The sequence below is a fragment of the Methylocaldum marinum genome (assembly GCF_003584645.1).
In the GTDB taxonomy this organism is placed as follows: Bacteria; Pseudomonadota; Gammaproteobacteria; order Methylococcales; family Methylococcaceae; genus Methylocaldum; species Methylocaldum marinum.
On the sequence record NZ_AP017928.1, the window covers coordinates 1,390,916 to 1,415,749 of the forward strand.

Annotated in this window: 24 protein-coding genes; 21 read left to right on the forward strand and 3 right to left on the reverse strand. The window is 57.3% G+C overall.

Annotation, left to right across the window (positions count from 1 at the left end; all coding sequences use genetic code 11):
• Positions 1–23: 23 nt before the first annotated feature.
• From sS8_RS05905 to sS8_RS05915, 3 genes are read left to right on the forward strand one after another with little or no spacing between them, the layout of a single operon-like run.
• Entirely contained in the window at positions 24–524 is a 501-nt protein-coding gene (locus sS8_RS05905; RefSeq protein ID WP_119632635.1) for a DUF1269 domain-containing protein, read from the forward strand.
• A 60-nt stretch (positions 525–584) separates the two neighbouring features.
• Positions 585–998: a ferritin-like domain-containing protein gene (locus sS8_RS05910; RefSeq protein WP_119632636.1), complete on the forward strand. Its 414-nt coding sequence runs from the start codon at positions 585–587 to the stop codon at positions 996–998.
• A 26-nt stretch (positions 999–1,024) separates the two neighbouring features.
• On the forward strand, positions 1,025–1,399 hold the full coding sequence (locus sS8_RS05915) for a helix-turn-helix transcriptional regulator (RefSeq protein ID WP_119628833.1): 375 nt from the start codon (positions 1,025–1,027) through the stop codon (positions 1,397–1,399).
• 87 nt (positions 1,400–1,486) lie between these two features.
• Here the strand turns inward: sS8_RS05915 and sS8_RS05920 are convergent, their stop codons facing one another.
• Positions 1,487–3,865, reverse strand: a complete 2,379-nt coding sequence (locus tag sS8_RS05920; RefSeq protein ID WP_119628834.1) for a sensor domain-containing phosphodiesterase — start codon at positions 3,863–3,865, stop codon at positions 1,487–1,489.
• A gap of 503 nt (positions 3,866–4,368) precedes the next feature.
• Between sS8_RS05920 and sS8_RS05925 the strand changes: the two genes are divergently transcribed.
• The 6 genes from sS8_RS05925 (at position 4,369) to sS8_RS05955 (ending at position 11,595) form a co-directional block, all read left to right on the forward strand.
• On the forward strand, positions 4,369–6,258 hold the full coding sequence (locus tag sS8_RS05925) for a potassium transporter Kup (protein WP_119628835.1): 1,890 nt from the start codon (positions 4,369–4,371) through the stop codon (positions 6,256–6,258).
• Positions 6,259–6,370: 112 nt separating this feature from the next.
• Entirely contained in the window at positions 6,371–7,309 is a 939-nt protein-coding gene (locus sS8_RS05930; protein WP_119628836.1) for a DUF6279 family lipoprotein, read from the forward strand.
• Positions 7,310–8,132: 823 nt separating this feature from the next.
• Complete coding sequence (locus sS8_RS05940; RefSeq protein WP_119628838.1) at positions 8,133–8,402, forward strand: RNA recognition motif domain-containing protein; 270 nt, start codon at positions 8,133–8,135, stop codon at positions 8,400–8,402.
• Positions 8,403–8,558: 156 nt separating this feature from the next.
• On the forward strand, positions 8,559–9,971 hold the full coding sequence (locus sS8_RS05945) for a lytic transglycosylase domain-containing protein (RefSeq protein ID WP_232020534.1): 1,413 nt from the start codon (positions 8,559–8,561) through the stop codon (positions 9,969–9,971).
• An 863-nt stretch (positions 9,972–10,834) separates the two neighbouring features.
• Positions 10,835–11,104 carry an RNA recognition motif domain-containing protein gene (locus sS8_RS05950; protein ID WP_119628840.1) on the forward strand — a complete coding sequence of 90 codons (270 nt, stop codon included), beginning with the start codon at positions 10,835–10,837 and terminating at the stop codon, positions 11,102–11,104.
• A gap of 173 nt (positions 11,105–11,277) precedes the next feature.
• Complete coding sequence (locus sS8_RS05955) at positions 11,278–11,595, forward strand: RNA recognition motif domain-containing protein (protein ID WP_119628841.1); 318 nt, start codon at positions 11,278–11,280, stop codon at positions 11,593–11,595.
• 145 nt (positions 11,596–11,740) lie between these two features.
• Here the strand turns inward: sS8_RS05955 and sS8_RS05960 are convergent, their stop codons facing one another.
• Positions 11,741–12,331, reverse strand: coding sequence for a MarR family winged helix-turn-helix transcriptional regulator (locus tag sS8_RS05960; protein ID WP_119628842.1), 591 nt, complete (start codon positions 12,329–12,331; stop codon positions 11,741–11,743).
• 354 nt (positions 12,332–12,685) lie between these two features.
• Here sS8_RS05960 and sS8_RS29035 point away from each other — a divergent pair, with 354 nt between their 5' ends.
• The 4 genes from sS8_RS29035 to sS8_RS05985 all read left to right on the forward strand — a co-directional run bounded on the left by sS8_RS29035 (position 12,686) and on the right by sS8_RS05985 (position 15,536).
• On the forward strand, positions 12,686–13,102 hold the full coding sequence (locus sS8_RS29035) for a DUF2024 family protein (protein ID WP_232020535.1): 417 nt from the start codon (positions 12,686–12,688) through the stop codon (positions 13,100–13,102).
• Positions 13,103–13,825: 723 nt separating this feature from the next.
• Positions 13,826–14,350 (forward strand): hypothetical protein, encoded by a 525-nt coding sequence (locus sS8_RS05975; protein ID WP_119628845.1) that lies wholly within the window; start codon positions 13,826–13,828, stop codon positions 14,348–14,350.
• 219 nt (positions 14,351–14,569) lie between these two features.
• Positions 14,570–15,133, forward strand: a complete 564-nt coding sequence (locus tag sS8_RS05980; protein WP_119628846.1) for a helix-turn-helix domain-containing protein — start codon at positions 14,570–14,572, stop codon at positions 15,131–15,133.
• Positions 15,120–15,536 carry a transposase gene (locus sS8_RS05985; protein ID WP_119628847.1) on the forward strand — a complete coding sequence of 139 codons (417 nt, stop codon included), beginning with the start codon at positions 15,120–15,122 and terminating at the stop codon, positions 15,534–15,536. Before sS8_RS05980 ends, sS8_RS05985 begins: the two co-directional genes overlap by 14 nt.
• Before the next feature lie 614 nt (positions 15,537–16,150).
• Here sS8_RS05985 and sS8_RS05990 read toward each other — a convergent pair.
• A complete protein-coding gene (locus sS8_RS05990) occupies positions 16,151–16,675 on the reverse strand; it encodes a hypothetical protein (protein ID WP_232020536.1) in 525 nt (174 codons plus the stop codon).
• 52 nt (positions 16,676–16,727) lie between these two features.
• On the opposite strand from sS8_RS05990, the gene sS8_RS05995 reads away from it, so the two are divergent.
• The 8 genes from sS8_RS05995 (at position 16,728) to sS8_RS06030 (ending at position 24,810) form a co-directional block, all read left to right on the forward strand.
• A complete protein-coding gene (locus sS8_RS05995; RefSeq protein ID WP_170160970.1) occupies positions 16,728–17,162 on the forward strand; it encodes a DUF6635 family protein in 435 nt (144 codons plus the stop codon).
• A gap of 159 nt (positions 17,163–17,321) precedes the next feature.
• Positions 17,322–18,764 (forward strand): Nramp family divalent metal transporter, encoded by a 1,443-nt coding sequence (locus sS8_RS06000; RefSeq protein WP_170160971.1) that lies wholly within the window; start codon positions 17,322–17,324, stop codon positions 18,762–18,764.
• 13 nt (positions 18,765–18,777) lie between these two features.
• Complete coding sequence (locus sS8_RS06005; protein ID WP_170160972.1) at positions 18,778–20,067, forward strand: amidase; 1,290 nt, start codon at positions 18,778–18,780, stop codon at positions 20,065–20,067.
• An 80-nt stretch (positions 20,068–20,147) separates the two neighbouring features.
• Entirely contained in the window at positions 20,148–21,569 is a 1,422-nt protein-coding gene (gene hldE, locus sS8_RS06010; protein ID WP_119628851.1) for a bifunctional D-glycero-beta-D-manno-heptose-7-phosphate kinase/D-glycero-beta-D-manno-heptose 1-phosphate adenylyltransferase HldE, read from the forward strand.
• 2 nt (positions 21,570–21,571) lie between these two features.
• Positions 21,572–22,957, forward strand: a complete 1,386-nt coding sequence (gene dnaB, locus sS8_RS06015) for a replicative DNA helicase (protein WP_119628852.1) — start codon at positions 21,572–21,574, stop codon at positions 22,955–22,957.
• Positions 22,958–22,959: 2 nt separating this feature from the next.
• Positions 22,960–24,042: an alanine racemase gene (gene alr, locus sS8_RS06020; protein WP_119628853.1), complete on the forward strand. Its 1,083-nt coding sequence runs from the start codon at positions 22,960–22,962 to the stop codon at positions 24,040–24,042.
• Positions 24,043–24,119: 77 nt separating this feature from the next.
• The gene (locus tag sS8_RS06025) at positions 24,120–24,365 is read left to right on the forward strand and encodes a DUF1496 domain-containing protein (protein WP_119628854.1); all 246 of its coding nucleotides are present in this window, start codon (positions 24,120–24,122) and stop codon (positions 24,363–24,365) included.
• A 46-nt stretch (positions 24,366–24,411) separates the two neighbouring features.
• On the forward strand, positions 24,412–24,810 hold the full coding sequence (locus sS8_RS06030; RefSeq protein WP_119628855.1) for a TraR/DksA family transcriptional regulator: 399 nt from the start codon (positions 24,412–24,414) through the stop codon (positions 24,808–24,810).
• Positions 24,811–24,834 lie beyond the last annotated feature (24 nt).

Here is a 24,834-nt window from a genome sequence, read left to right on the forward strand (position 1 = left end):
ATTTTCAGAAACGGAGTCGAAATATGCGACGCATCTATTTTTTGGTACCGACTATCGAGATCACCAAAAAAATCGTGGACGAACTGCTGCTGGCCCGCGTCGAGGAGCGCCACATCCATGTACTGGCCAAGCGCGGCACGCCTCTGGAAGACCTGCCGGAAGCCACTTTCCTGCAAAAGACCGATTTTCTCCCTGCCCTGGAACAGGGTATGGCGCTTGGCGGCGCCACCGGACTTCTGGCCGGACTGGTTGCGATTTCCTTACCCACCGGTCTGGTCCTGGGAGGCGGAGCATTGTTCGCGATTACCCTGGCAGGCGCGGGAGTCGGAGGCTTGATGTCGAGCATGGTCGGCAGCAGCATCGGCAACCGGCGGATCGAGCAATTTCAGGAAGCCATGGAAAAGGGCGAATTCCTGTTAATGATCGATGTGCCGCGCGATCGCGTCGAGGAAGTTGAGACCATCATCAAGAAACACCATCCCGAAGCCGAGTGCGAGGGAACCGATCCCCACACGTTCCCGTAGCCTGATCTACGGGCGCCTATTACCGGGTGTTCCCCGCCCGAACCACTCTTGGAGATATCCGTGACTTCGAACTTAAAGGATAGATTGAACGAAGCGCTCGATGACGAGTACAAAGCGCGCGCCACCTACCGAAAAGTCATCGAAAACTTCGGTCCGATACGGCCGTTCGTGAACATCGTCGAAGCCGAGGATCGGCATGCGGCAGCACTGCTCTCGCTGTTCGAGCGCTATGACATTCCCTTACCCGAAGACCTCTGGCCGGGCCGAGTCAGGGCGCCGGAAACGGTGGAGCAGGCTTGCCGGAGCGCGGTCGAGGCCGAGAAAGAGAATATGGCAATGTATGAACGCCTGCTTAAGGCCACCCCGGAACCCGACGTTCGCCGAGTGTTGGAAAATCTTCAATCCGCCTCCCGAGATCGCCATCTGCCCGCCTTCGAACGCTGCCTTCAAAGGAGGCGTCCAATCGAATCATAGCGAGACTGCTGTTCAGGAGACCCGGAATGGACGTGCAATTCATCGAAAAGGACGACACCAAGTGGGCGATGATCCCGTACGACGATTATTTGTCGCTCGTGGAACTGGCCGAGTTGGCCGTGGACATGGCCTCGGATCTGCCGGCCGAGGAACGCTCTGCTCCGGGGGGAGAACGACTGCCCGCCGAGTTGGCGGCACGGCTTTCGGCCGGAGAAAACGCGATTCGCGTCTGGCGCGAGTTCCGCGGCCTGACACAAGAGGCATTGGCCGATCGAGCGGAGATAACGGTAGCGTTTCTCGCTCTCCTGGAGCGTGGACGGCCGACCTGTCGGATCGACAAGCTCAGTCGTGTTGCCCGGGCATTAGGCGTGCACCTGGAACAAATCATCACCAAAGCCTGAACGGCGGCACTGCGGCAGTTTCGATCAGCTCGGCGAAAGCCGCCATCCGACTCGCTCCGGCCGCAACCATCGGATGGCTCCTCGCGGTCAGGCTTTTTTCAACTCCCGGAAGAACCAGTCGCCCAGCGCCTTGACCGAGAGCGGCGGACTGAAGTAAAAGCCTTGCGCCTGATCACAGCCTTCTTCCCGCAAAAAGGCCAATTGCTGCTCGGTTTCGACGCCCTCGGCAATCACCTTCAGCCTAAGACTGTGGCCGAGGCTGATCACGGCGCGGGTGATCGCGAGATCGTCCTGATCGTCGATGATGTCGCGCACGAAGGATTGATCGATTTTCAATTTGTCGATCGGGAATCGCTTCAGGTAACTGAGGCTCGAATAACCGGTCCCGAAATCGTCGATCGCCAGCTTTACGCCCATATCCTTGAGTTTGTGAAGGCGTTTCTGAATCGCCCCCTCACCTTGCATGACGATCCCCTCGGTCAATTCGAGTTCCAGATATTGCGGTTCCATGCCCGATTCCTCAAGCACCCGCTCGACCAGGTCTTCGAACCGTTGAATGAACTGAGGCGAGGCGATGTTGACCGCCACCGGAACTTTCGCGAAACCGAGTGATTGCAGATAGACATTCTGGCGGCAAGCCTCGCGGATCACCCATTCCCCTATCGCAACGATAAGGCCGCTATCCTCCGCAATGGGAATGAACCGGCTCGGAGGTACTCGGCCCCATTCCGGATGCTGCCATCGGATCAGGGCTTCGAGGCCCACCAGCTTATGTGTCTTGATGTCGTACTGAGGCTGATACTCCAGGAAGAAAGCGCCGTTTTCGAGTGCTTCGCGCAGACCGCTTTCGATCGTGAGCCGCTCCAATACGGCGGAATTCATGTCCGAGGTAAAGAACTGATAGGTATTCCGTCCCCTCTCCTTTGCGTGATACATCGCCGTATCGGCATGTTTGACCAGGGATTCGACGTCGCTGCCGTCATGCGGATATACGCTGATGCCGATGCTCGGGGTAATGCTCAACCGGTAATCCTCGATCACGTAAGGCTGGGCCACCACGCCCAGGATTCTCTCGGCGGCCTGGGCAGCCGTCTCGCTCCCGGTTTCCGGGAGGAGCACGACGAATTCATCGCCGCCCAGCCGGGAGACAGTGTCGGTGTCACGCAGACAGCCGCGCAAGCGGCCGGCAATGCTCCGCAAAAGACCGTCGCCGACATGATGGCCCAAGGAATCGTTCACCGTCTTGAAGCGATCGAGATCGAGAAACAGGAGCGCGGTCTCCTTTTTGTCCCGGGCGGAAAGTGCCAAAGCTTGCGCTGCCCGGTCCATGAACAAGGCGCGATTCGGAAGACCCGTCAGGGCATCGAAAAACGCCAGGCGCTGGATCCGGTCTTCCACCCGGCTGCGTTCGATGGCAATCGCCGCGGTATGAATCGCGGATTCGACCAGCCTCGCATGTTTGTCGGACGGATACCGCGGTTCGCGATAGTAAACGGCGAAGGTGCCCATGACGTTTTGCCTGGCGTCGAAAATGGGTGTCGACCAACAGGACCGAAGCTCGAACCGCTCGGCGAGATCACGGTAAGGCGTCCACCGGGGATCCGTCCGAATATCGCTGGCAATCACCGTCTGCCGATGAAATGCCGCAGTACCGCAGCAGCCGACGGATGGCCCTATGGCGATTCCGTCGATTTGCCGGACGTATTCCTCGGGCATGCTCGGGGCCGCGGCGTGCCGCAAGTGGATTCCATCTGTGTCCAAAAGAAGCACCGAACAGAGAAGTTTGTCATCCTGCCGCTCGATCGCTCTGGCCAAAGCGGTCAGCGTATGCTCGAGGGGAGCTCCGTTGGCGATCAGTTCGAGCATGTCTCTTTGGCTGCGCAGCAATGCCTCGGTGCGTCTCCGCTCATTCTGCTCGATAACGAGAGCGACCAGATTGCCCACAGCGATAGCGAAAAACCGTTCTTCCGCAGACCAGCAAAGCCCGTCGCCGGTGTGCTCGCAACAAAGGACGCCCTCGACCCGCCCGAACACGTGGATCGGAACATCGAGCATCGAGCTGATCGCGAAAGGACGCAAATAAACGTCTGAAAATTCCGCGGTGAAGGGATGATGGCGGGCATCGTTGGCGACGATGGCTTCTTCGGTCTCAAGTCCGTTGAAATAATTCGGAAAATCCTTCTGCCACAACATCATCCCGGAGCTGTGGTTGTGCCGGGAACGCTCGTAGAGATCCAGACATGCGATTGCGGAGCGATCCTCGGTGAACCGCCATACGCCGACGCGCTCTACATCCAACTCGGTCGCAGTCGTCCGGGTCAGCAGGCGGATCGCTTCCAGGGCGTCTTCAGCGGAAAAGATTTCGCTGCGCGTCAGCGAGGCCAGTGCGCGTTGCTGCTCAAGCAAGGAGTTGCGGCTTCGCCGAAACCTTTGCTCGCTGTGTATCGCCTTATTGTTGTTATTCATCCGCTACCTCGTTCAAACCGACCCGCGTCGATTGGGTCCAGGGCCGGATGATTTGAAGCCATGCCAGCCGGACCGCCCCCGATCTTGCCAAATTGCCCCGAATTTCTGCACTGAAAATTTGTCGATCGGCCCACACCCCAGCCACGATCGACTCGACTGATGCTCAAGGAAGCTCTGAACAAATTTATTCGGTTCACGGCCTTCCGCCGATTCGCCGTGAACCAATTCAATACCTTACCGCGCGTCCTGAAGCTGTCGAAGGACTTTATCAGAGCTTCGTTAAGTATGGGACATTTTTCATCGGTTAAGGGGAATGGCATACGGCTATACCGATGAAGGTATCGCAAATGCAGGGAGTTGGGAGAGCCTTCTCCGGGAGCAACAGGGTCGTGGCGGAGTCCAAAAGCCCAAGGTCCGACGCAAGCGGCGATTGATGAAACACAAGGACCTACCCATCGCGAAATGCCACCATCATTCCCTTTGGCGCGCCTTATCGCGGAAAAATGCAAGCGCATACGACATTACAAAGCCTGAGACCCGGTAGAACCGTTACCCTGGTGGGCACCTTGGGCGTCGTGTTCGGCGACATCGGCACCAGTCCGCTCTATACCATGCGGGTTGCCTTCAGTGGGCCTCATGCCATCGCACCCAGCGAAACCAATATTCTTGGCGTACTTTCGCTTATCCTCTGGTCGCTGATCGTGATCGTCAGCATTAAATACGCCACAATCATGCTGCGGGCGGACAGCCGGGGAGAGGGCGGCATCATGGTTCTGCTCTCTCTTGCATCCCGGACCGCGATCGACTCGCCGCGCCGGCGGCGAATAATCGTTTTTATCGGACTCATCGGCGCAGCCCTGTTTTACGGCGACGGCATTCTCACGCCGGCGGTTACGGTCACCAGTGCCGTGGAAGGATTGACGGTCGTGGCACCGAAGCTCGGGGAATTCGTCGTACCAACGGCTCTGACGATCCTCACCCTTTTGTTTCTTCTCCAACGCAAGGGCACCAGTCGTGTCGGATGGCTGTTCGGCCCGATCATGCTCCTGTGGTTCTGCTGCATCGGTTTGCTCGGCTTTCTCGGCATTCTCGCCGCTCCCGAGGTTCTGGCGGCAGCCAATCCATGGTACGGCGCGCGTTTCCTGATCGAAGAGGAATGGTATTCCCTGGTGGTTTTGGGCGCGGTGGTCTTGGCCGTAACCGGAGCCGAGACCCTGTACGCGGATATCGGGCATTTCGGTGTCGGACCGATACGCACGGCCTGGTTCGGTGTCGCTTTTCCGGCTCTGTCGCTGAATTACTTCGGGCAAGGCGCTTTGCTGCTGCGTGATCCCGCGGCCGCACAAAACCCTTTTTATCTTCTGGCGCCGGAGTGGGGTGCGCTGCCGATGCTGGTTCTGGCTACGGTGACGACGGTTATCGCCTCCCAGGCGGTCATTTCCGGCGTTTTCTCGACGACGTTGCAGGCGGTCCAACTCGGATACCTGCCTCGTGTCAGTATTTATCACACCTCGCTCTTTTATCCGGGGCAAATCTACATGCCCGCGGTCAATTGGATTTTGTTGGCCGCGATCTTTGCCCTGGTCGTACAGTTCGAAGCGTCCGATCGCCTGGCCGCCGCTTACGGTATCGCAGTGACCGGCACCATGGTCATCACGAGCCTGCTGGCATTTTTCGTGTTAAGAAAACTCTGGCAATGGGGGTGGATAGCTTCCCTAGCGCTCGTGGGCAGTTTTTTGATCATCGACTCCGCCTTTCTCACGGCCAATAGCTTGAAATTCACCCAAGGCGGATGGATCCCGCTTGCCGTAGGCGCTGTCCTGTTCATCGTCATGACCACATGGCAACGAGGCCGTAGCCTGCTTGCAAGCCGCTTGAACGAACGCGCGATATCGTTCGAAACGTTACTCATGCGTTTACGTGCGAATCCGCCGCGACGCATTTGCGGAACCGCCGTTTATCTCACATCGGGGCGCCGGGGTGTTCCACAATCCCTTTTGAACAACCTGGCGATCAACAAAATTCTCCACGAGCGGGTGATCGTGCTGACAGTGATCGTCAAGGACGTGCCCTGGGTACCTCGCTCCGAGCGGATAAAAATCAGGTGCTTCGGCGACGAACTTTATCGCGTGAAGATTTATTTCGGCTTCAACCAAGAACCTAATGTGCCGGGCGCCCTGGCATTGTGCAAAGAGCAGGGCCTCGAGATCGAGCTGGCAGGCTGCTCGTTTTTCTTCAGCCGAGAAGCGTTGATTTCAACCCCCCGTCCCGGCATGGCCCTTTGGCGGGAGCGGCTGTTCATTCGTCTGGCACGCAATACCGAGAGCGCGATGGATTTTTTCAGAATCCCCCCGGATCGTGTCATCGAACTCGGAACCGTGGTCGAAATCTAAGCGACTCGTGTTTCATACCCCAAAACATCCGCGATGACATTGTTTCCGTCTTTTCCATTCGATTCCTTAACGACAGGAAGGCGCGGCCCATCCGCCGGAGCATGGTGAGCAGATGAACCGGATATATTTCGACATTTTTTTTCAACGCTGGCGCCTCATGATCGTATTGGGCGCGGTGCTGGCGCTCATGTCCTGTGCCAGCGTTCGGCTCGGCTATAACCATGCGGACACCTTGCTGATCTACCGCCTTGATCAGTATCTGGATCTCGAAAAACCACAGAAGAGCTTGGCCAAGGACCGAATCGCCGCGCTGCTGGCCTGGCATCGCGCCACGCAACTGCACGCCTATTCGGCTTTACTCGAGGACATTCGGACGAAAGTGAACGGGTCTATAACGCCATCCGAGGTTGCGAAGTTTCAGCAAAGGATTCGGAACAACCTGGAAACGCTGGGCGAACGGGCCGCGCCCGAAGTCGCGAGGCTTGCTCTTACCCTCAAGCCTGCCCAAGTCGCCTGGGTACGACGCAAGCTGAGCGACGACAATGCGAAGTTCCGCAAGAAATTCGGCTATTCGAATACCGGTTCGCACAACAATCTCGGGGACCGGGCCAAACAATTCACCAAGCGTGCCGAATTCTGGCTCGGAAAGCTCACCGATGAGCAAAACAGTCTTATCCGGCAAGCAATCGCCGTACGCAACAACGGCAATTACACCTGGGCGGACGAACGCGAAGCACGGCAGCGCGATTTCCTGGTTCTGCTTTCGAACATCCGGGAACGAAAGCCGGATGAACGGGTCGCCGCGACGTGGGTCAGAACTTATTTTGCGGAATTGGCCGAACAGCCAGACCCGCAGCGGCGGTCTTTTATCCGGGACTTGCGTCGATCGAACGCGGAATTGATCGCAAAACTGATCATCTCCGCGACGCCCCAACAGCGGGCTGCTCTGGACGAAAAGTTGCGGGGCTATGCCGCTGATCTCGCCGCTTTGGCCGAAGAAGGTCCGAAGTTGGGACAGAGAACCTTTTCCCTGCTCCCGAAAAATCCATAGAAATTCACGACGCGCCGGACTCCCCTGGTCCACGGGCGAAACCCGAAACGAGCGGTGAACCTGCGCGCCTTTTCAATGTCCCGAAGAAGAAGCGATTCCAGAAAATTTAGGGAGCGACGCGATCATGGTTCGTATAAGCTTTGAATCTGTCATTCCTGAACATGCCGTTATCCTGGGTCCAGCTCCATATTTCCGAATCAGCGGCCATCTTCTCCGTCAAGGTCCGGAAAATGAAATCGTCGGTCACTATCAGAACCATTTCTGGGAAATTCAGGACGACCTGTTTTCCCGATGCGACTTAAGAACCCCTGCCTCCATTCATTTCGAGGACGCTTTCGGAGCTGCCACGGACGCTTTCGGACCATTCGAACATTTATTCATATCCGACGGCGTCGTCTACGCGGATCACAAGCCCTTCGCCAGATTCATCGAAGATCGCCGATGTTGGCTGGCATGCAATACGGAAGCCTGCTGGCCGGTCCTCCTCATCCATTGAGCGCGGAAACGGTTCCAAACAAGCGGCTTGGCCAAAGGGATATCATCGCGATATCCTTAACCGAGCGTGTCCCTTGAGCGGCGAACCGGTCTCTGTCCGGGGATTGGACCTTCCCGGCCGCCGCCCAAGCTTTCTCTCCTCGTTCAGACTTCGCTCGGAATCACGGATGTCGCTTTCTTTCCTTCCCTTTCTCGAAGCCGCCCGGAACGCAGTTGCGAGAGAAGCAACCGGAAGCAACGCGCTGCACGGCGCGATTTTGTCGCTCCATGTCGTCGCCTCTTTCGGCTCGATACGTGCGCTGTCCGTGGGCATAAAAGGAGAACTACCATGTTGAGAATTTATGCGGGCAATCTTCCAGCGGATATGACGGAGAACGAGTTTACGGAGCTTTTCGCAGCATACGGACGAGTACGCTCGATCGAACTGGCCCGCGATATTTTCTCGGGACGCTGTCGCGGCTTCGGCTTCGTCGAAATGGAGGGGCACGAAGCACGTGCGGCGATCGCCGGACTGAACGGCCGCAACATACGGGGTAATCACTTGCGGGTCAGTGAAGAACGGCCGCGGGGACGGCGTGGAGGGGGGCGCAGACGCTAGCCGGAAAAACTCCGGCAACTGGAAAACTCCCAAGAATTCGCATACCCGAGCTACAATAAGCCTGTCCAAATCGCCGTAATTCGAACCGCGAACGCAGCAGCTTGAGTTCTCGGCGAAAAACACTAGAAGAACTGAGCCGGCTTGGGGGGCTCGTCGATGACTTACAGACTGATCTGCGGTCTTCTTGTGGCTGTGTCCGTTCTCCTGACGGCCGGCTGTTACAAGCCCGCCACGACTCGAACAAGTTATCCGGTTTACCATGGCAGCCTTCACCGGAATACCGCACCGCCCGGTGCTGCCAAGTACGCATCGGTGATCCCCGTGACCCGGTTTTCCGACAGCGCGCCCGGGTATGCCGGTACGTCTTCCATTTCCGCCAGCTCGGATCTCTTTCCGAAACCGGGGCCCATGGAGACGCAGGTCGCTTTCTGGCGCAATGTCTACGGCGTCTGGAGCCGGTCTCAAGTCATCCTGCACGACGATCGTTTCATGGACGTGATTTACCAAGTAATTCAGCTCCCCGGCAATATCATGGAGAGCTATACGCCTATCCAAAAAGAACTGATACAAGAGCGCAAGGCCTATTGGCAGTACCGGCTACGCGATCTTGAGCAGAAAGTCGCCGCGGGAGCAAATTTGGCTCCGGACGATAGGCGATTGCTCTCCAAGTTCGGCCGAAACGGCAGTTTCAGGTCCGCCCTACAGGGCGCGAGTGGGCGGCTCCGTGCTCAACGCGGCCTGCGGGAACGTTTCAAACGCGGTTTGGAAATCAGCGGCCGATATGATCGCCACTTCAGAGCCATTTTTCGAGAGGCGGGTCTTCCTGAAGATCTGGCTTATTTACCGCACGTGGAATCTTCGTTTCAGACACAGGCGCGTTCGTCGGCCGGCGCGGTCGGGGTGTGGCAGTTTACGCGCGCCGCCGCCGAGCGGTTCATGACCGTCAATTCGGTGATCGACGAGCGCCTGGATCCCGTCGCTTCGGCTCGTGGTGCCGCGCGTTATCTAAGCCACGCGTACGGTAAGCTGGGCAGTTGGCCTCTGGCGATAACGTCTTACAATCATGGCATTTCGGGCATGATGCGTGCCAAGCAAGCTTTCGGGTACGACTTCATGCGGATCGTTTCGGATTACGACCATCCGCTATTCGGGTTCGCTTCACGTAACTTCTATGCCGAGTTCCTGGCTGCCCGGGAGATCGCCCGCCAACCTTCGCGTTTCTTTCATGAAGGCATTCGATACGAAAAATCTCTCGATTGGGATCGTGTCGTGCTGGCGGAGAATGCCTTCGTTTCCAGTCTGGCTCGCCAATACGATACCGACAAATCTCGGCTTATTTCCCTTAACGCCGCGTGGACCGGACCGGCCCAGTCCGACAAGGCCGCGTTACCCGCCGGCACGGAGGTCTGGTTACCGTCGGGTACGCTCCGGCAGATCGCATCCCGCGCCCCGCAGAACCGTCTCGCGGCGCAAAAGTCGGAGAGCAAAATGGCTTCGCCCAACGTCAAAGTCATTTATCCCGGCAACACTGCACCCGGAGGCCCGGGCAAGCGACCCAAGCCGTTTTAGGCGGGACGGTGGACCGGGGGGACTGCAAAAGAACTCAATTGTTCATGCGCGAATGGCCAAGCCGCGGACATGGACGCGGCTTTTCCCCCCGTTTTCGACTCCCAAAGCTTCGATAAGAAGAGCGGAAGTTTAAGATTCGAGGACATTTTCTAAGTTCGGGCTAGCAACTTTGAAAGAAATAGAGTAGGCTGCACTTAGTTTGTCGCGGCGCAAGACCGGTCTTCGCCACGAGGATACGGAATTTTCCTTTCAGTCACTGCCCTACGGCACCTGCTAGTCCCCGCCTCCTCCCGCAAATCGCACGCGGTGTGACCTCCGGTCCACCCTGTGGTCACAGCAACCCATGCTCGTGCTCGACCGGTGCCACGCATGTCGTGGCAGGCAGGAGCCAGGAAAAAGTTTTGCATGTCCTTTCATTCGCTCGGCTACCCCAACGTGCAATTTCGTGAGGCCGCCGACCGAGGCTATGATGTCAACATAGCGAAGCAGTTGCGATCCGTTCCAGGTCCATCGACCCCTTTTCAGTTGCGCGCTGGCGCGCCGACCGGGATCTTCGCAGCTACCGCTTTGGTCTTTTCTTTAAACGCTGAACCCGCATCGTGCTCGACGAACCCCATCGACCGCCTGGCAAGCCAGTCGGGGAGCAGGCGAACTGTTCACGAACACAGAGCGATCGTCCGCCCGCAAACTTGCCGCCCGTCCGCCATTGGAGGGCTACACGCCGCAGATGACCGGCCCTTCTGGTTTTCAGAAGCTCCGGCTGGTGCGGCACTCAACCCCGAGGCACGGCGCGTAAGTTCCGCGCCTTCGGATCATCCAACCATGACGCCGCCTATCTTGGTTGCGCCCACAGGAGACAATCCATGCTGAGAATTTATGCCGGAAATCTGCCGGCCGATACCACCGAACGAGAGTTCAATGAACTTTTCGCGGAATACGGCCGGGTACGCTCGAGCGAGTTGGCTCGGGACATCTTTTCGGGACGTTGCCGCGGCTTCGGCTTCGTCGAAATGGAGGGCCATGAGGCACGCGCGGCCATTGCCGGACTGAACGGCCGCAATTTGCGCGGAAACAGCCTGCGGGTCAATCAGGAGCGGCCCCGCGAGCGGGGCGGCCGCGGCCGAAGGCGTTAATTCCGGTCCCCGATCGTAACCATGTGCGGGCCGTTTCGTGTCCTGCACGAATATTTACTTACAGAATCCTTTGCAAAAAAGGTGTTTATTAGTAGACCCAGCGCACCCGTGGGCACGGGCTCGATCTGTGTTTATTAAGTATTTTTGTTTATGTCCCCATTGAGGAATTTTTGATGAATACGAAATTGTATGTCGGCAACCTGAGCTACAGCATTGACAACAGCGAGCTGGAACAACTGTTCTCCCCGCATGGCACCGTACAGTCCGCGAACGTGATCATGGATCGCGAAACGGGCCGTTCCAAAGGCTTTGGCTTCGTAGAAATGGGTAGCGATCAACAGGCCCGAGCCGCAATCAGCGCCCTTCACGGCAAGGAAGTTGGTGGACGAAGCCTGACCGTCAACGAGGCCAGACCCCGTGAAGACAGATCAGGTAGCGGATTCGGTGGCGGACGCCGTAACGGCGGTTTCGGCGGCGGACACCGCTATTAAGATTTGCTAAACAGGTGCCCGGCCCCGGCTAGGCGCTGTTTCAAAGCATCGTTCCGGCCTTGCATGGACACGCGGGGCCGGGACCTGTCCGACAGTCGCAAGTAATGTCTTATAAAAACCGGTATCGGCTGTGCTTGCGAATGCTCTATGGATTCTCTTCGACTTCACTCTCAACCGCCGGCTGGTGTTCCCGGCAGATTTTTTCCGAGTCGGATTGCGTCAACCACTCCATAGTCAATCCGCAACGGCGCCTCCCGTCCTCCTCGATCAAATGGTACCGGCACGTCTTACAGGAGCCGAACGTCTTCAACTTGTTCGCGGCCTGCAATTCTCTCAGAATCCGATTCAAGGTCTCGGTAATTTCATTGCGGGAGCTGTCGGAAAGTCCATCGACAGCGGATTTCAGTATATTGGGCGGTATAGCATCGGAAACGACGTGAGAGCCTTCTTCCGTCAAGGCTAAATGAACAACCCGACGGTCGTTGAGATCGGCTTCCTTCTTAATCAAGCCGCTAGACTCCAAGACACCCAGGGTTTGGGATACCGTTCCCTTGGTCAGTCCCAAGTAATCGGCCACCGCAACGGGCGTATTGCTATACCGATTGCATCGGCTCAAATAATGCAGCGCCTCTAGCTGTACCGGTTGCAATCCCTTCGCAACGCCCGCCTTTCGGACATCCGTCCGGATGAGGTTGGCGATGCGCTCCAAGTAATCGTAAATCGATTCGGTATTCATGGCTTCAATAGTATCGCATCAATATTAGATTGACAAAGCCTTTCAAGTCTTGCTAGAGTTCGTATCGACACGATACTTATGAGCATCCCAGAACCGACTGATCCTCTGTAGTGGAGTACGGCCTGTTGCCTCGAAGTTTTTGCGGAAAACGGCCGTGCTCCAACTTTTTCGAAGATCTGTACCTATCGATACCACAGTTCGTATGAACAATATCGTCGATAACCGGATCAATCATCGCCTATGTGTATGCACGATTCACATACACTCGACTTGTCCGAACCTTAATATCCGACATTCGTCCCCACTTTCAACTCGGAAACTCGGATTCAGCCCATCCAGAGAGGGGATCTTTCCGTGCGCTGCGCCTGCGCAGCCCCCGCCGGGCTCGGATTGCGTGAACAGGACACTGCCTTGCCGTATGGATGCCGGTGTCATGCTGTCGTTAAACGCGCCCCAGACCATCCGGGCTTGTTTGTACAACGCCATTACCGACGAAACAGAAAGATGAGCCAAATTCACGTATTTGATACCTATGCACGAAGCGCGAGCGGCAAAATCATGCACTTCGATGTGGTTCTTCCGGAAAATGACCCTGCCAAAGCTCTGCAATATGCCCGCGACTGGCTCCGGTCAATCGGCGAGGAAGATGCCGTGGTAAATGCCGAAAATTGCGCCTATTGCCATAGCGAGCCGGATGCTCCACACGAAATGCAGAAAGATATCGAGAAGCAGGGCTATAGCATCTTTAAACTGGAAGGTTGCCCCCGGTAGCTATCGAACTTTATAGGCGAACTCGCGTATGCCGCCGTCGAATGAAGTTTCTTTCAAACCCGGCAGTCGCTCGGGACGGACTCTCTTCCGTTAACCGAAAAAGCCATCATACCCAAGGCGACCATCACTAACAGTAGGTTGATCGGGTTCAAACCTCCGCCCGCCGCTCTTCTATCCGGCTAGCACAATTCCGCCCAATATCGTCGGAAAGGCCAAGTATAGAGGAGCCGGCAGGCATCTCAATTCGCCGGGGGAGGGCTGGTTCGCTTGCGGCGCGTACCGGCACGGGACCGAGTCCGTGTAGCGGAACCGGAAACGTCTCCACGCTTCTCCCCGTTCGGATTCGTGTACCCGTCGAAGCGTCGGGAAGTTCAGATCGGTCCGGCGGCCTACATCCAGAGTACTTATGCCACGCTAATCTGACAGATTCAGCCAGTATGTAAGCATTTTCTTACGCAATAGTCAGCTTTTTCCGACTTGAAGTGGTCGGCCATCTCCGTGTCTGCTGGCAAACCGCGACACCTCAAACCTCTCGCTCAAAAAGGGACCTTCGAATGACTGAAATCGTGCTCTGCAATCAACCGTTGACCCGGAACATCTTCCAGGGCGAGTGCGGCATACCGATGGACGAGCTGAGCTCAACCAGCTGCAGTCCATTGACGATGGTATTGAGTTATGCTCGAAAGTTGTGGATGAGGGATTGAGGTAGGCGGCGTATTCTGGATGGTCTTCGAAGTCATCCCTTCCTACAAGAGGAGCGAATACGCCATGAGTGAAGATAAGATCATTGCGCTGAAGAATCCAGGGGCACCAGCGCCAGTGGCGCGTGAACTGACCAACCTGTCACTTGCCTATGGCGGCGAGAACGTCGTTGCATTGTCCGAAATGCTGGCTAGACTGACGGAATACAATATTGGCCTGATCGGTGCGTCGACCAACGTCTACGCCAACCGCCGATTGCGTCGCCATTTTTTGCGAAACCTTTTGGGACCTCCAAGTCACCAAAAGGAGCAAAAAATTGGCGACGAGTTATTGCCTTCGGCGCCCCGGCCGTCCCCGCTCGTCTGGTCCGGACCCAACAAGGGGTCCGGACACCGCTCGCAGATGACTCGACGCCCGGTCGCGATGCCTTGTGTGAGACCTCCGACCGCCGCTATCGCGTCGACCTTCGGTCTCACACCCGGCGCTCGGGCTTCCGGGGACTACTCGACTCGCTCGCTCACTCGCTCCATGTCTCGCAGCGGTTGAGAGCTTTGTCGGGGCGGTCAAAAACTACCGGCAGCGCTCATGGATTATCGGCAGGCGGTCACGTCCAACTCGCCCTTGAAAGCCGTCGCCAAGCAAAAAGCTCATGCCTCCTTTCAGGAAATGCAGAGGCAATTCCAAAGCGAGCTTACTCCCTTCTCATTCCAAAAAGGGCTATTCTTAGAGGAGAGAAGTTGACCAATTTGTGGAAGGGAGGCGGTCATGAACCGAAGAATCCGTATCCAACGGTTGGCCCCTCAAGACCGGGAGGAGTGGCAGAAGCAGTATTACCGGCACAAGGAGCAACGTCCCCGGCGTCGTCTCACGGCCTTGAAGGCCGTTTGGGACGGCCAGACTTTGGCGGACGTGTGCCGGACTCGGCACCTTCGCCGCAAGACGCTGGAGCATTGGCTGGATTGGTATCTTCATGGGGGCTTTAAGACGCTGCTGGCCCCGGAGCGGCGACGTGTTCCCCAAGCCCTGTCCTGCCAGCAACGGCGAGTCTTGCGTTACATCCTGCTGCATAAGACGCCGGCCGATTATGGCCTGGACAGCTATCAATGGACGGCCCGGCGGGCGCAGGCCCTCATCGCCGCCAAGTGGAATATTCATCTGGGATTGGGGCGCCTGTACCCACTGTTTGATCAGTTCGGGCTTTCCCACCAGCGGGTGCATCGGGACTATGGGCCGCCTCGACCGCGGCTACAGGCGGCCTTCGTGGACGCCCTGGAAAAAAAAGGTGGAGGAAGCCAGGTCTTCGGACCGCGCTCGGGTGGCGCTGGATGAGTTTGCCCTGCGCTCCGTTCCGGATACGCATTACGCTTGGGCCGAGCGGAATACCGCGCCCAGGGTGCCCAGCGACGAACGCCAGCGGACCCGGCTGAATGGTTTTCTGACCGTCGATTTGCACCGGGGGCTCACCGGGGTTCAATTCCGCTCCCAGGGCAAAACCGGCGATGTCGTCTTCGTCGTGGTGCTGACGGTGCTGCGCTACGTACAGCAAGGGTGCCATTGGATCACCCTGATTCTGGACAATGCCCGCACCCATCGGCACGCCCTGGAAGTGGCCGCAAGGGAGTTGCTGTCGGAGATCGCCGAACTCGCCCACTGGCCGGACTTGAAAGCCACCACGGTGGAGTTTCCGCATACCCCCCGTACTCGCCCGCTCTCAACCCCGCCGAGTATCTGATCCATTGGGTTCGCCAAGAGACTCTTTATCATCTACCCTGCACCTTCACGCTCCAGGAAAAGGCGGATCGCGTTCGTCACCATCTCGCCCAGGCGCCGCCCTTCACTCCCGAACAAATGCAAAAGCTCCTGCGCCATATTTACAAGTTGCCAAAGGATAAAACAGTAAAATGGCCTAAATTGGAATGAGAAGGGAGTAGGTTTATTTGCTTAGCTGTTGCATCTCGGTAGAGAAAATGTTGATCCGACTGCACAAGCAATGACATCGCCATTTTTTGCGAAATCTTTTGAACATCCTAAACAAGTGGGTGCGCTCGGACAGGTGGAGAACAACGCCCGTCACTCGCGTCTCAGTCGCCGGTAAAACACCCGATTGCCGCACGCCCTCTCAGGGCATGCGGCAATCCCGATGTCACAATCTCGCTCACCACAGACCGCTTGGGTATGTTTCGGAACCTTCACCATAGCGTCACCCAGCCGAAAAAATGGCGCGGAATTTGACCTTTAATGGGATTCCCGATCTGAAAAGCAATCTTCCCGGACGAGAATCGGTCACTCTTGCATCCGTACGGGAATGTTCAGCGTCGATCGCGTTAGCTGGTGAGTTCCGCTCAATTAATTGCCCTCTGCTTTATCATCTCCGGCCATCGCGACTCCCTTGCCCATGCAAGTCATGACATGGTCGGTAACGCTCAACGCAGCGTGCCGGGCTTCTTTGATAGAACCGAATAGGTGCTGATAGTCGGCAACGGCTTTCTCGGCATCAGCCGGCGACTTGGCGTTTACGAAACGCGTATAGGCCTCGAAGTATTGATCTCGGCGCGGATCGCCCGCGAATCCGGGCAGTGCGTTGCCGATTTCGCTGACCACGCAATCGGCGATGGTTTCAGGATCGAGCTTATAATCCTTCAGATCGGAATCGTCTTTGAATTTTGCGAGCAGCGCCTCTTTAAGGGTGGTTTTCTCCTTGCTCGAACAGCCTGCCAGCAAGAAAACGGCAAAAAACACGATCATCAATCTTTTCATAGTCGAACCTAGTGGATAGTTGTCTCTAACCAAAGCGAAAAAAATATCTATTATGAAGTAAGAACCGAGCGGGCTGCCAGACAATTTAAGGAATCCGCCCGGCCGATGCTCCATCTCTTGCAGCGCCTCGAACTTTCCGGCACAGCCGATCCCGGATGACGATTTAATGCTTATGGAAACCGATACGCTGGGGACTATCGAATCCGCTGTAACACAGGGGATTGAAACCTATTTGGTTGCGCGAAAGGCCAAAGTTCCCGAATTCGTGGAAAAATACTTCTCCTTGTGCGAGCAATTCCTCGTACAAATCCGGAGCAAAGCGGATTGCCCCGAATTCCGTGAGAAACCGGAATGCAATCTGGCCGAGTACGCGAAAACTCGCATAGCCGTGACCGAACTGGCCGGTAGCCTGATTTCTCTAGCTACCAGCTATACGGCTTTTCAAAAGGCTCTGCCCGGGGTGTTTTCGACCGGCATGGCCAGCGCAACAGCCATCGCTCAGCACATGGCTGTCGCGAATTTCTGGCTCGGATCCACGATCGGAGCGTGGTACTACGGTCTCTTTCCCGCTTCCGCCTCGATCAATTCATCGACGTGGTAGGCGACGAACGGCGCGGCGGAACGCATCCGAATTATCGAGTCCGGGATCACTATGTGGCCCGGGTTTTCGATCTGCTCGAGATATTGCGCGTGGCTGCAAAAACGCTAAGCTAATCCGCGTTTTAGACTCGCTATCCCAACCCCATACAATAATAATCCGATGAACCGCCCGATAACGCGCGACTCCGCGTTTTCCGACTTGGCCCGAAAACCTCTGCCCGCGTTTCCCGGCTGGTGGGCGGCACTGGGACCCGGAATCGTGTGGATGGCGCTGGCACAAGGCAGCGGCGAGCTGATCTGGTGGCCTTATTTGATTGCCAAATACGGACTGAGCTTTCTTTTCCTCCTGATTCCGGCCTGCCTGCTCCAATACCCGATCAATGTCGAAATCGGCCGATATACCCTTTTGACCGGTGAAAGCATTTTCCATGGGTTTATTCGGCTCAACCGCTTATTCGGCATTCTTCTTTGGATCTTGATGTCGGTCTCTTTCCTCTGGTTCGGTGCCTTCGCTTCGGCGGGCGGTACGGCACTGGCCGCCCTGACTCATTTTCCGGACGGCTGGGATGCCCGAAACCAATCGCTTTTCTGGGGCTATTGCTCGATCGCCGTATTCGTCACGGCCATCGTATTCAGCAAGGTCGTATACGTCCTGGTTGAACGCTTCATGAAAATCGTGGCCCTCACGACCGTAGCCGGCCTGCTCTGGGCTTGTCTCCAGACCGAGGTCGTCACCGCCGCGCCCGGCTTTCTCCAGGGGCTGTTGGGTCCCACGGCTCCCCTGCCCCGTCCTTGGGAGACCCAAGATGCCACCAAGCTGCTCACCGCCATCGCATTTGCGGGCCTGGGAGGCTTTTGGATCTTGTTCTATTCGTATTGGTTGCGCGACAAGGGCGTGGGGATGGCGGTGCATATGGGCAAGATCACCGGCGCCATTGCCGGCAAACCCGAAGTCGTCACCAGCGACGGCTTTCTTCCGATCGATTTGGCGGAGAACAAGCACCACTGGAAGAAATGGCGGCAGTTCCTCCGCACCGATGTACTCATTGGGATCGTCGGCAATTTGCTGACGACACTCATGACCTGTCTTCTGGCCTATGCGCTCTTGTTTCCCAAGGGCTTGCTCCCCCAGGATTATGAACTTGCCGTGGTGCAGAGCAGATTTTTCGAAGTGGGCTGGGGCGAACTCGGACGACTGTTGTTTCTGGTGGTGGCCTCGGCATTTCTGGCGGATACATGGCTGGCCACGGCTGATGCCGTCAGTCGCATGCAGGCCGACATCGTTCATGTGCTTTTTCCGAAAAGCCGGAGGATTGCTCTACGCACTTGGTATTATATTTTTCTGGCGCTGCTGACCCTGATCACATCCTTGACCATGCTGCTCGACACGCCGGGCACTCTAATCCTCACCAGCGCCGTCATCGGCTTCGGGGGCACTGTCATGTTTCCGGTTGCTCTGTACCTTCTCAATTACCGGCGCCTTTCTCCGCAATTGCCGATTTGGGCCAAACCGTCCTCTGCCGGCTCCTGGCTCCTTGGATTGAGTTTTATTGTCTACCTCGGGCTCGCACTGGCCTATGGCTGGACGATGCTTGCCGGCTAAATCAATCCACGCCATGAATTCGACCACCTTGATAAACAAATTTCGAAGCGGTGAATGGCCTCTGCCGGATTATCTCCGTGATCTCGAAAACCGTTTTGCCGAGATCGAGCCGGGGGTCCGGGCTTTCCTACCCGAACAGGACCGCTGGACGCGCCTCTATCGGGAGGCCGAGGATCTGGAGCGGCGACATCCGGACCCCGCACATCGACCGCCGCTATTCGGCGTACCGATAGGCATCAAGGATATTTTTCACATCGACGGATTCGAAACGCGTGCGGGCAGTCTTTTGCCGCCGGAGAAACTCGGCGGCCCGGAAGCCGGTACCGTAAAACACCTGAAAGCCGCGGGCGCGCTCATTGTCGGCAAGACCGTCACGGCGGAATTCGCCTATATCGCGCCAGGTCCGACCCGCAATCCGCATAACCCGGAACACACGCCCGGCGGATCGAGCAGCGGTTCCGCAGCAGCGGTTGCAGCTGGTCTCAGTGTTTTTTCGCTCGGCACGCAGACCGTCGGATCGATTAATCGTCCAGCGGCTTATTGCGGCGTTTGCGGATTCAAGCCCAGCTACGGAAGATTGCCGACGGACGGTGTCATCCCCTTGGCTCCGAGTGCCGATCACATTGGCTGGTTCGCCGCCGACGTCGATGGCATCGAACTGGCCGCACAGACGCTGGTTCCGGATTGGAAAACCGCGCGAATCCATAGACGCCCGAATTTGGGAATCCCCGGCGGAGCTTACCTCGACCGTGTCATTCCCGACGCTCGACTTCCGTTTCAAAAGACTTGCTCGGCTCTTCAAGCGAAGGGTTATGTCCTGCTGGATGTGCCCGTGTTTCCGGACTTCGAAGAAGTCTATCGTTACCATCATCTGCTCGTCGCTGCCGAAGCCGCACGGGTACACGAAGACTGGTACCGAAAGTACAAGCCGCTGTACCGTCCGGAAACCGTTGAGCTCGTAGAGCGAGGATTCAAAGTCTCGGCAGCGGACCTGGAAGTCGCACGGGCAATCCGTGAGCGCCAGCGCGAACGCCTCGCCGGATTGATGCGGCAACATGATATCGACGCCTGGATTTCCCCTTCCGCGACCGGCCCGGCTCCCCATGGACTGAACAGCACCGGCGATTCGGTGATGCAAATGCCCTGGACTCAAGCCGGGGTTCCGCTACTAAGTATACCAACCGGGTTCCTGGGCGGCTTGCCCATTGGGATACAAATAGCCGGCCAATGGGCAGGCGACGAGACACTGGTCCGGTTGGGGCAGGACATCGAATCCTCGCTCGCCCCCGCTCAAACCGGCTGAACGCACACACGATTTTTCCGGAGATCAGATCGCGCCGGTAGTGGTATCCTATCGCCCCGTTTTTCCGCTTCCTTGATTTCATGCAGCTTCCTAATTTCGGCCTGGCCCGTGTCCTGGTCGCTGGCGATTTGATGCTCGATCGTTACTGGCACGGCGGCACTTCCCGCATTTCGCCCGAGGCTCCCGTCCCTGTAGTATTGGTGAACAGCGTCGAGGAAAGACTGGGCGGCGCCGGCAACGTCGCTCATAACATTGCGACTTTCGGGGCTCAGACCAGCCTCATCGGTTATTGCGGGTGCGATGAAGCCGGACAAAACCTTATCCTACTCCTCCAAACTGCCGGTATCGATTGCGTCGTGGAGCAGATTTCGGGGCTGCAGACCATAACCAAGCTCAGAGTTCTGAGCCGGCATCAGCAGCTCATTCGCCTGGACTTCGAGGACCACTTCCATGAGGTCGCATCGCCCCATCTTCTCGCAAATTTCGCCGAAAAATTGCACGAGGCCGATGTGGTGGTGCTCTCGGACTACGGCAAGGGGACGCTCAGTTCGGTTCAGGACATGATCGGGCTCGCCCGAGAGGCGGGCAAGACGGTTTTGGTGGACCCGAAGGGCACCGATTTCGACCGGTATCGCGGAGCCACCGTCCTAACTCCCAATCGCAGCGAATTCGAGGCCGTAGCCGGATCTGCCCGGAACGATGAGGAACTCGTGGAAAATGGATTTGCCCTGCTGGAAAGGCTGGAATTGAAGGCGCTCCTGATCACCCGCGGCGAACACGGAATGACTTTGCTGCAACGCGGGGAGTCGCCCAGACATTTGCCAGCCCATGCCAAAGAGGTCTACGATGTAACCGGAGCCGGCGACACCGTCATATCGACGCTCGCCGCAGCTCTGGCGGCGGGCGCATCGCTGGAGGATGCCACGGGTCTCGCCAATCTCGCCGCCGGATTCGTCGTGGGCAAGCTAGGGACGGCAAGCGTGACTCTCGAAGAATTGGATGATGCCCTGCACGGTCAGCGCGCCCATCACCGCGGCGCGATCGGGCTCGACGAACTCCTGCCTTTGCTCTGCGCGGCGCGGCGCAAAGGGGAGAAGATCGTCGTCACCAACGGCTGCTTCGACATCCTGCATCCCGGCCATATCCAGTATCTCCAGCAAGCCCGAGCTCTGGGAGACCGGCTTATCGTGCTGGTCAACAGCGATGCCTCGGTAAGACGCCTCAAGGGCAGCGACCGCCCGGTCAACCCGCTCGAACACCGCATGACCATGCTGGCGGCTCTCGAATGCGTAGACTGGGTCGTGCCGTTCGAGGACGATACGCCGCGCGACCTCATCGGACGCCTGCTGCCCGATATTCTCGTGAAAGGCGGAGACTACAAGAACATCAGCGACATCGCCGGCCACGATCACGTTCTGGCCAACGGAGGAGAAGTCAGGATTCTAGATTTTCTGGGCGATTATTCGACTACCCGGATCATTCAAGCCATACGCAATACCTGAACATGTCTGATCACGCCCGTTTAACGGACAGAGCAGTGGACGCGCTTCGCGTTCCGCCTTACTCCATTCACGCCGAGCAATCCGTACTCGGTGGTCTCATGCTCGACAATCAAACCTGGGATGTCGTGGCCGACCGCGTCGGAGAAGAGGATTTTTACCGTAAGGACCACAAGCTTATATTCCGCGCCATCAAGCAGCTCGCGGAAAAACAGAGCCCGTTCGACGTGGTGACTTTGTCGGAGGTCCTGGAAAAGACCGGATCGCTGGAAGAAGCGGGCGGTCTCGCGTACCTCGCGATGATGGCCAAGGAGACGCCCAGCGCGGCCAACATCTCGTCCTATTCCGATATCGTCCGCGAAAAATCGGTCTTGCGGCAATTGATCCACGCCGGTACCGAAATCGCAGATTCAGCCTTTCAGCCGGAAAATCGCGATCTGGCCATGTTGCTCGAAACAGCCGAGCAAAAGGTTTTTCAGATCGCCGATCAGCGGCGACGCGGCGGAATTGGCTTCAAGCCGATCAAGTCGCTCCTGTCTGCCGCCATCGACCGGATCGAGATGCTCTTCCACAAGGAAGGACATATTACCGGGGCGAGTACCGGTTTCACCGATTTCGACGATATGACCTCGGGCCTGCAAGCCTCCGATCTCATCATCATCGCCGGCCGGCCGTCCATGGGAAAAACCACCTTCGCCATGAACATCGCCGAAAACGTAGCGATCAAGGAGCAGATTCCGGTGGCGGTGTTCAGCATGGAGATGCCGGGCGAGCAACTGGCCATGCGCATGATGTCGTCGCTGGGCCGCATCGATCAGCATAGGGTGCGCACCGGCAAACTGGAGGACGACGAATGGCCGCGCATGACCTCTGCGATCAACATTCTGGCGGAAACCAAGCTGTTCATAGACGACACCCCTGCCCTGACACCTACCGAGGTGCGCGCCCGCTGCCGCCGCCTGGCACGCGAACACGGGCAGCTGGGACTGGTGGTGCTCGACTACCTTCAGCTGATGCAGTGCTCCGGGGGCGAAAACCGGGTGGCGGAGATCTCGGAAATTTCCCGCTCCCTCAAGGCATTGGCCAAGGAGCTGAACGTTCCGGTAATCGCCCTTTCGCAGCTCAACCGCAACCTGGAACAGCGCCCCAATAAACGGCCGGTGCCGTCCGATCTCCGCGAATCCGGCTCGATCGAGCAGGATGCCGACCTGATCGTATTCATCTACCGCGATGAGGTCTATCATCCTGATTCAGCCGATAAAGGCACCGCCGAGATCATCATCGCGAAACAGCGTAACGGCCCCATCGGCACCGTGCGACTGACGTTCCTCGGGCAATACACGCGCTTCGAGAATTTCATCTCGGATCCATATGCGGGTGAGGATTTCTGAGCATGCTGCTATCCGCTTATGCCGAGCTGGATCTCGCGGCAGTTCCGCACAATCTGGCGCGCATCCGCGCCGTTGCGCCGAATGCGAAAATCATGGCAGTCATCAAAGCCAACGCTTACGGGCACGGGCTGATTCGCATCGCCAAGGCATTGAGCGGAGTCGACGCCTTCGCCGTGGCGCGCCTCGGCGAGGGGATTACCCTCCGGGAGGCCGGCATAAGACAACGGATTGCGGTGTTGCAAGGCTTCATCGATCGAGAAGAACTGGAGCTTCATATTCGCTTCGGATTGGAACCCGTCATTCACTCCCCATTCCACGTCGAAATTGTAGAGGGCCTATCTTCGGCCGAATTCCTGTCGGTCTGGCTGAAACTGGATACCGGTATGCATAGGCTGGGCGTCTTGCCGGAGGAGTTCACCTCCTGTTATGCGAGGCTGCAAAGGTGTCCCGCAGTGCGCCAGCCCATTCCCATGATGACCCACTTGGCCAATGCAGACGCATTGCAGGATCTGATTACCGCAAAACAGCTGGATTGTTTCAAAAGCGCGCTTCACAATATTCGAACCGAATGCAGTATCGCTAACTCGGCTGGATTCCTGGCCTGGGATGCCGCGCGCGTGGAATGGATCCGCCCGGGAATTGCGCTTTACGGCGTGTCGCCTTTTTCAGACCGTACCGGTTTGGATGAAGGGCTTCAGCCGGTAATGACCTTCCGCAGCCGGCTCATCTCGATAAAAAACCTGAAGGCCGGCGACGCCGTAGGTTACGGGGGAGACTGGATTTGCCCGCGCCCGACGCGTCTCGGAATCGCATCGGTCGGCTATGGTGACGGCTATCCGCGCCATGCCCGGTCGGGTACGCCGGTGCTGGTCAGGGGACAGCGGGTGTGTTTGGTCGGACGAGTCTCCATGGACATGATCAGCCTCGATCTCACGGATTGTCCCGATGTCCGAGTCGGAGACGAAGTCACCTTATGGGGCAAGGGTCTGCCCATCGAAGAAATCGCTCGGCACGCCTCGACCATTCCCTATGCCCTGCTCTGCGGCATTACACCACGCGTCAAAATGGTCGAACGCTGGGAATAGCACGTATTTCTTGATCCGACCTTTCGGCCCATAATCGCGTGCTATCCAAATCGAAGACGTGACATATAGGAGCCGCTGTGGCCGAACGCATCGCCAGACCCCAAGTGGGTGCCCCGGACCCGGAGCTGAAGACGTCGCCGATTCTGGAAGAATTCGACGATGACTATTTGGTACTCAAGCAGCAAGTGCCCGAAGAACCCGTGTGTTACTTCAACAACAAACGATACGCCCACGACACTTACATCTGTAGCGGCGATACGCTTCTGCGCTGCGACTACGGTATCTGGATCAGAGCCGGCTCTTGCGACCCGGACAATCCCTGAACGCCGTGACGAAGCCGCCTCGTTCCGCTTACGAAAGGATAAGCTCATGCCGCAGCATCTCTCTGATGAACAGCTCGAAAAATTCCGCCGGAGGCTTCAAGCGCGTCTGGCGGAACTGACCCGAGGGGTTCGAGAAGAAGTCATTCGCTCCGACCACCATCACTTTACCGACGTCGCCGGCGAAGTCCACGACTCCGAAGAAGCTTCGGTAGCCAACCTGGTCATCGACATGGAACTTCAGACTATAGATCGGCACGTGCACGAAATCCGCGAGATAGAAGCCGCGCTCATCCGAATCGGCAGCCGCGAGTTCGGTATTTGCGTCGATTGCGAGCAGCCTATTGCGTTGGCGCGGCTGGAAGCCAATCCCACCACGGAGCGCTGTATTGCCTGCCAGAGCGCATACGAGAAAGAACAAGCGTTGTCCCGTTCATCTTCCCTGTAGAATTTTCAGAACCGGCGGTTCGCT

Bases quoted from the DNA above. Each gene is read 5' to 3' on its own strand.
- sS8_RS05905 (WP_119632635.1), top strand. From the start codon at position 24: ATGCGACGCATCTATTTTTTGGTACCGACTATCGAGATCACCAAAAAA.
- sS8_RS05915 (WP_119628833.1), top strand. From the start codon at position 1,025: ATGGACGTGCAATTCATCGAAAAGGACGACACCAAGTGGGCGATGATC.
- sS8_RS05920 (WP_119628834.1), bottom strand. From the start codon at position 3,865: ATGAATAACAACAATAAGGCGATACACAGCGAGCAAAGGTTTCGGCGA.
- sS8_RS05925 (WP_119628835.1), top strand. From the start codon at position 4,369: ATGCAAGCGCATACGACATTACAAAGCCTGAGACCCGGTAGAACCGTT.
- sS8_RS05930 (WP_119628836.1), top strand. From the start codon at position 6,371: ATGAACCGGATATATTTCGACATTTTTTTTCAACGCTGGCGCCTCATG.
- sS8_RS05940 (WP_119628838.1), top strand. From the start codon at position 8,133: ATGTTGAGAATTTATGCGGGCAATCTTCCAGCGGATATGACGGAGAAC.
- sS8_RS05945 (WP_232020534.1), top strand. From the start codon at position 8,559: ATGACTTACAGACTGATCTGCGGTCTTCTTGTGGCTGTGTCCGTTCTC.
- sS8_RS05950 (WP_119628840.1), top strand. From the start codon at position 10,835: ATGCTGAGAATTTATGCCGGAAATCTGCCGGCCGATACCACCGAACGA.
- sS8_RS05955 (WP_119628841.1), top strand. From the start codon at position 11,278: ATGAATACGAAATTGTATGTCGGCAACCTGAGCTACAGCATTGACAAC.
- sS8_RS05960 (WP_119628842.1), bottom strand. From the start codon at position 12,331: ATGAATACCGAATCGATTTACGATTACTTGGAGCGCATCGCCAACCTC.
- sS8_RS05975 (WP_119628845.1), top strand. From the start codon at position 13,826: ATGGTCTTCGAAGTCATCCCTTCCTACAAGAGGAGCGAATACGCCATG.
- sS8_RS05980 (WP_119628846.1), top strand. From the start codon at position 14,570: ATGAACCGAAGAATCCGTATCCAACGGTTGGCCCCTCAAGACCGGGAG.
- sS8_RS05990 (WP_232020536.1), bottom strand. From the start codon at position 16,675: ATGGAGCATCGGCCGGGCGGATTCCTTAAATTGTCTGGCAGCCCGCTC.
- sS8_RS05995 (WP_170160970.1), top strand. From the start codon at position 16,728: ATGCTTATGGAAACCGATACGCTGGGGACTATCGAATCCGCTGTAACA.
- sS8_RS06000 (WP_170160971.1), top strand. From the start codon at position 17,322: ATGAACCGCCCGATAACGCGCGACTCCGCGTTTTCCGACTTGGCCCGA.
- sS8_RS06005 (WP_170160972.1), top strand. From the start codon at position 18,778: ATGAATTCGACCACCTTGATAAACAAATTTCGAAGCGGTGAATGGCCT.
- hldE (WP_119628851.1), top strand. From the start codon at position 20,148: ATGCAGCTTCCTAATTTCGGCCTGGCCCGTGTCCTGGTCGCTGGCGAT.
- dnaB (WP_119628852.1), top strand. From the start codon at position 21,572: ATGTCTGATCACGCCCGTTTAACGGACAGAGCAGTGGACGCGCTTCGC.
- alr (WP_119628853.1), top strand. From the start codon at position 22,960: ATGCTGCTATCCGCTTATGCCGAGCTGGATCTCGCGGCAGTTCCGCAC.
- sS8_RS06030 (WP_119628855.1), top strand. From the start codon at position 24,412: ATGCCGCAGCATCTCTCTGATGAACAGCTCGAAAAATTCCGCCGGAGG.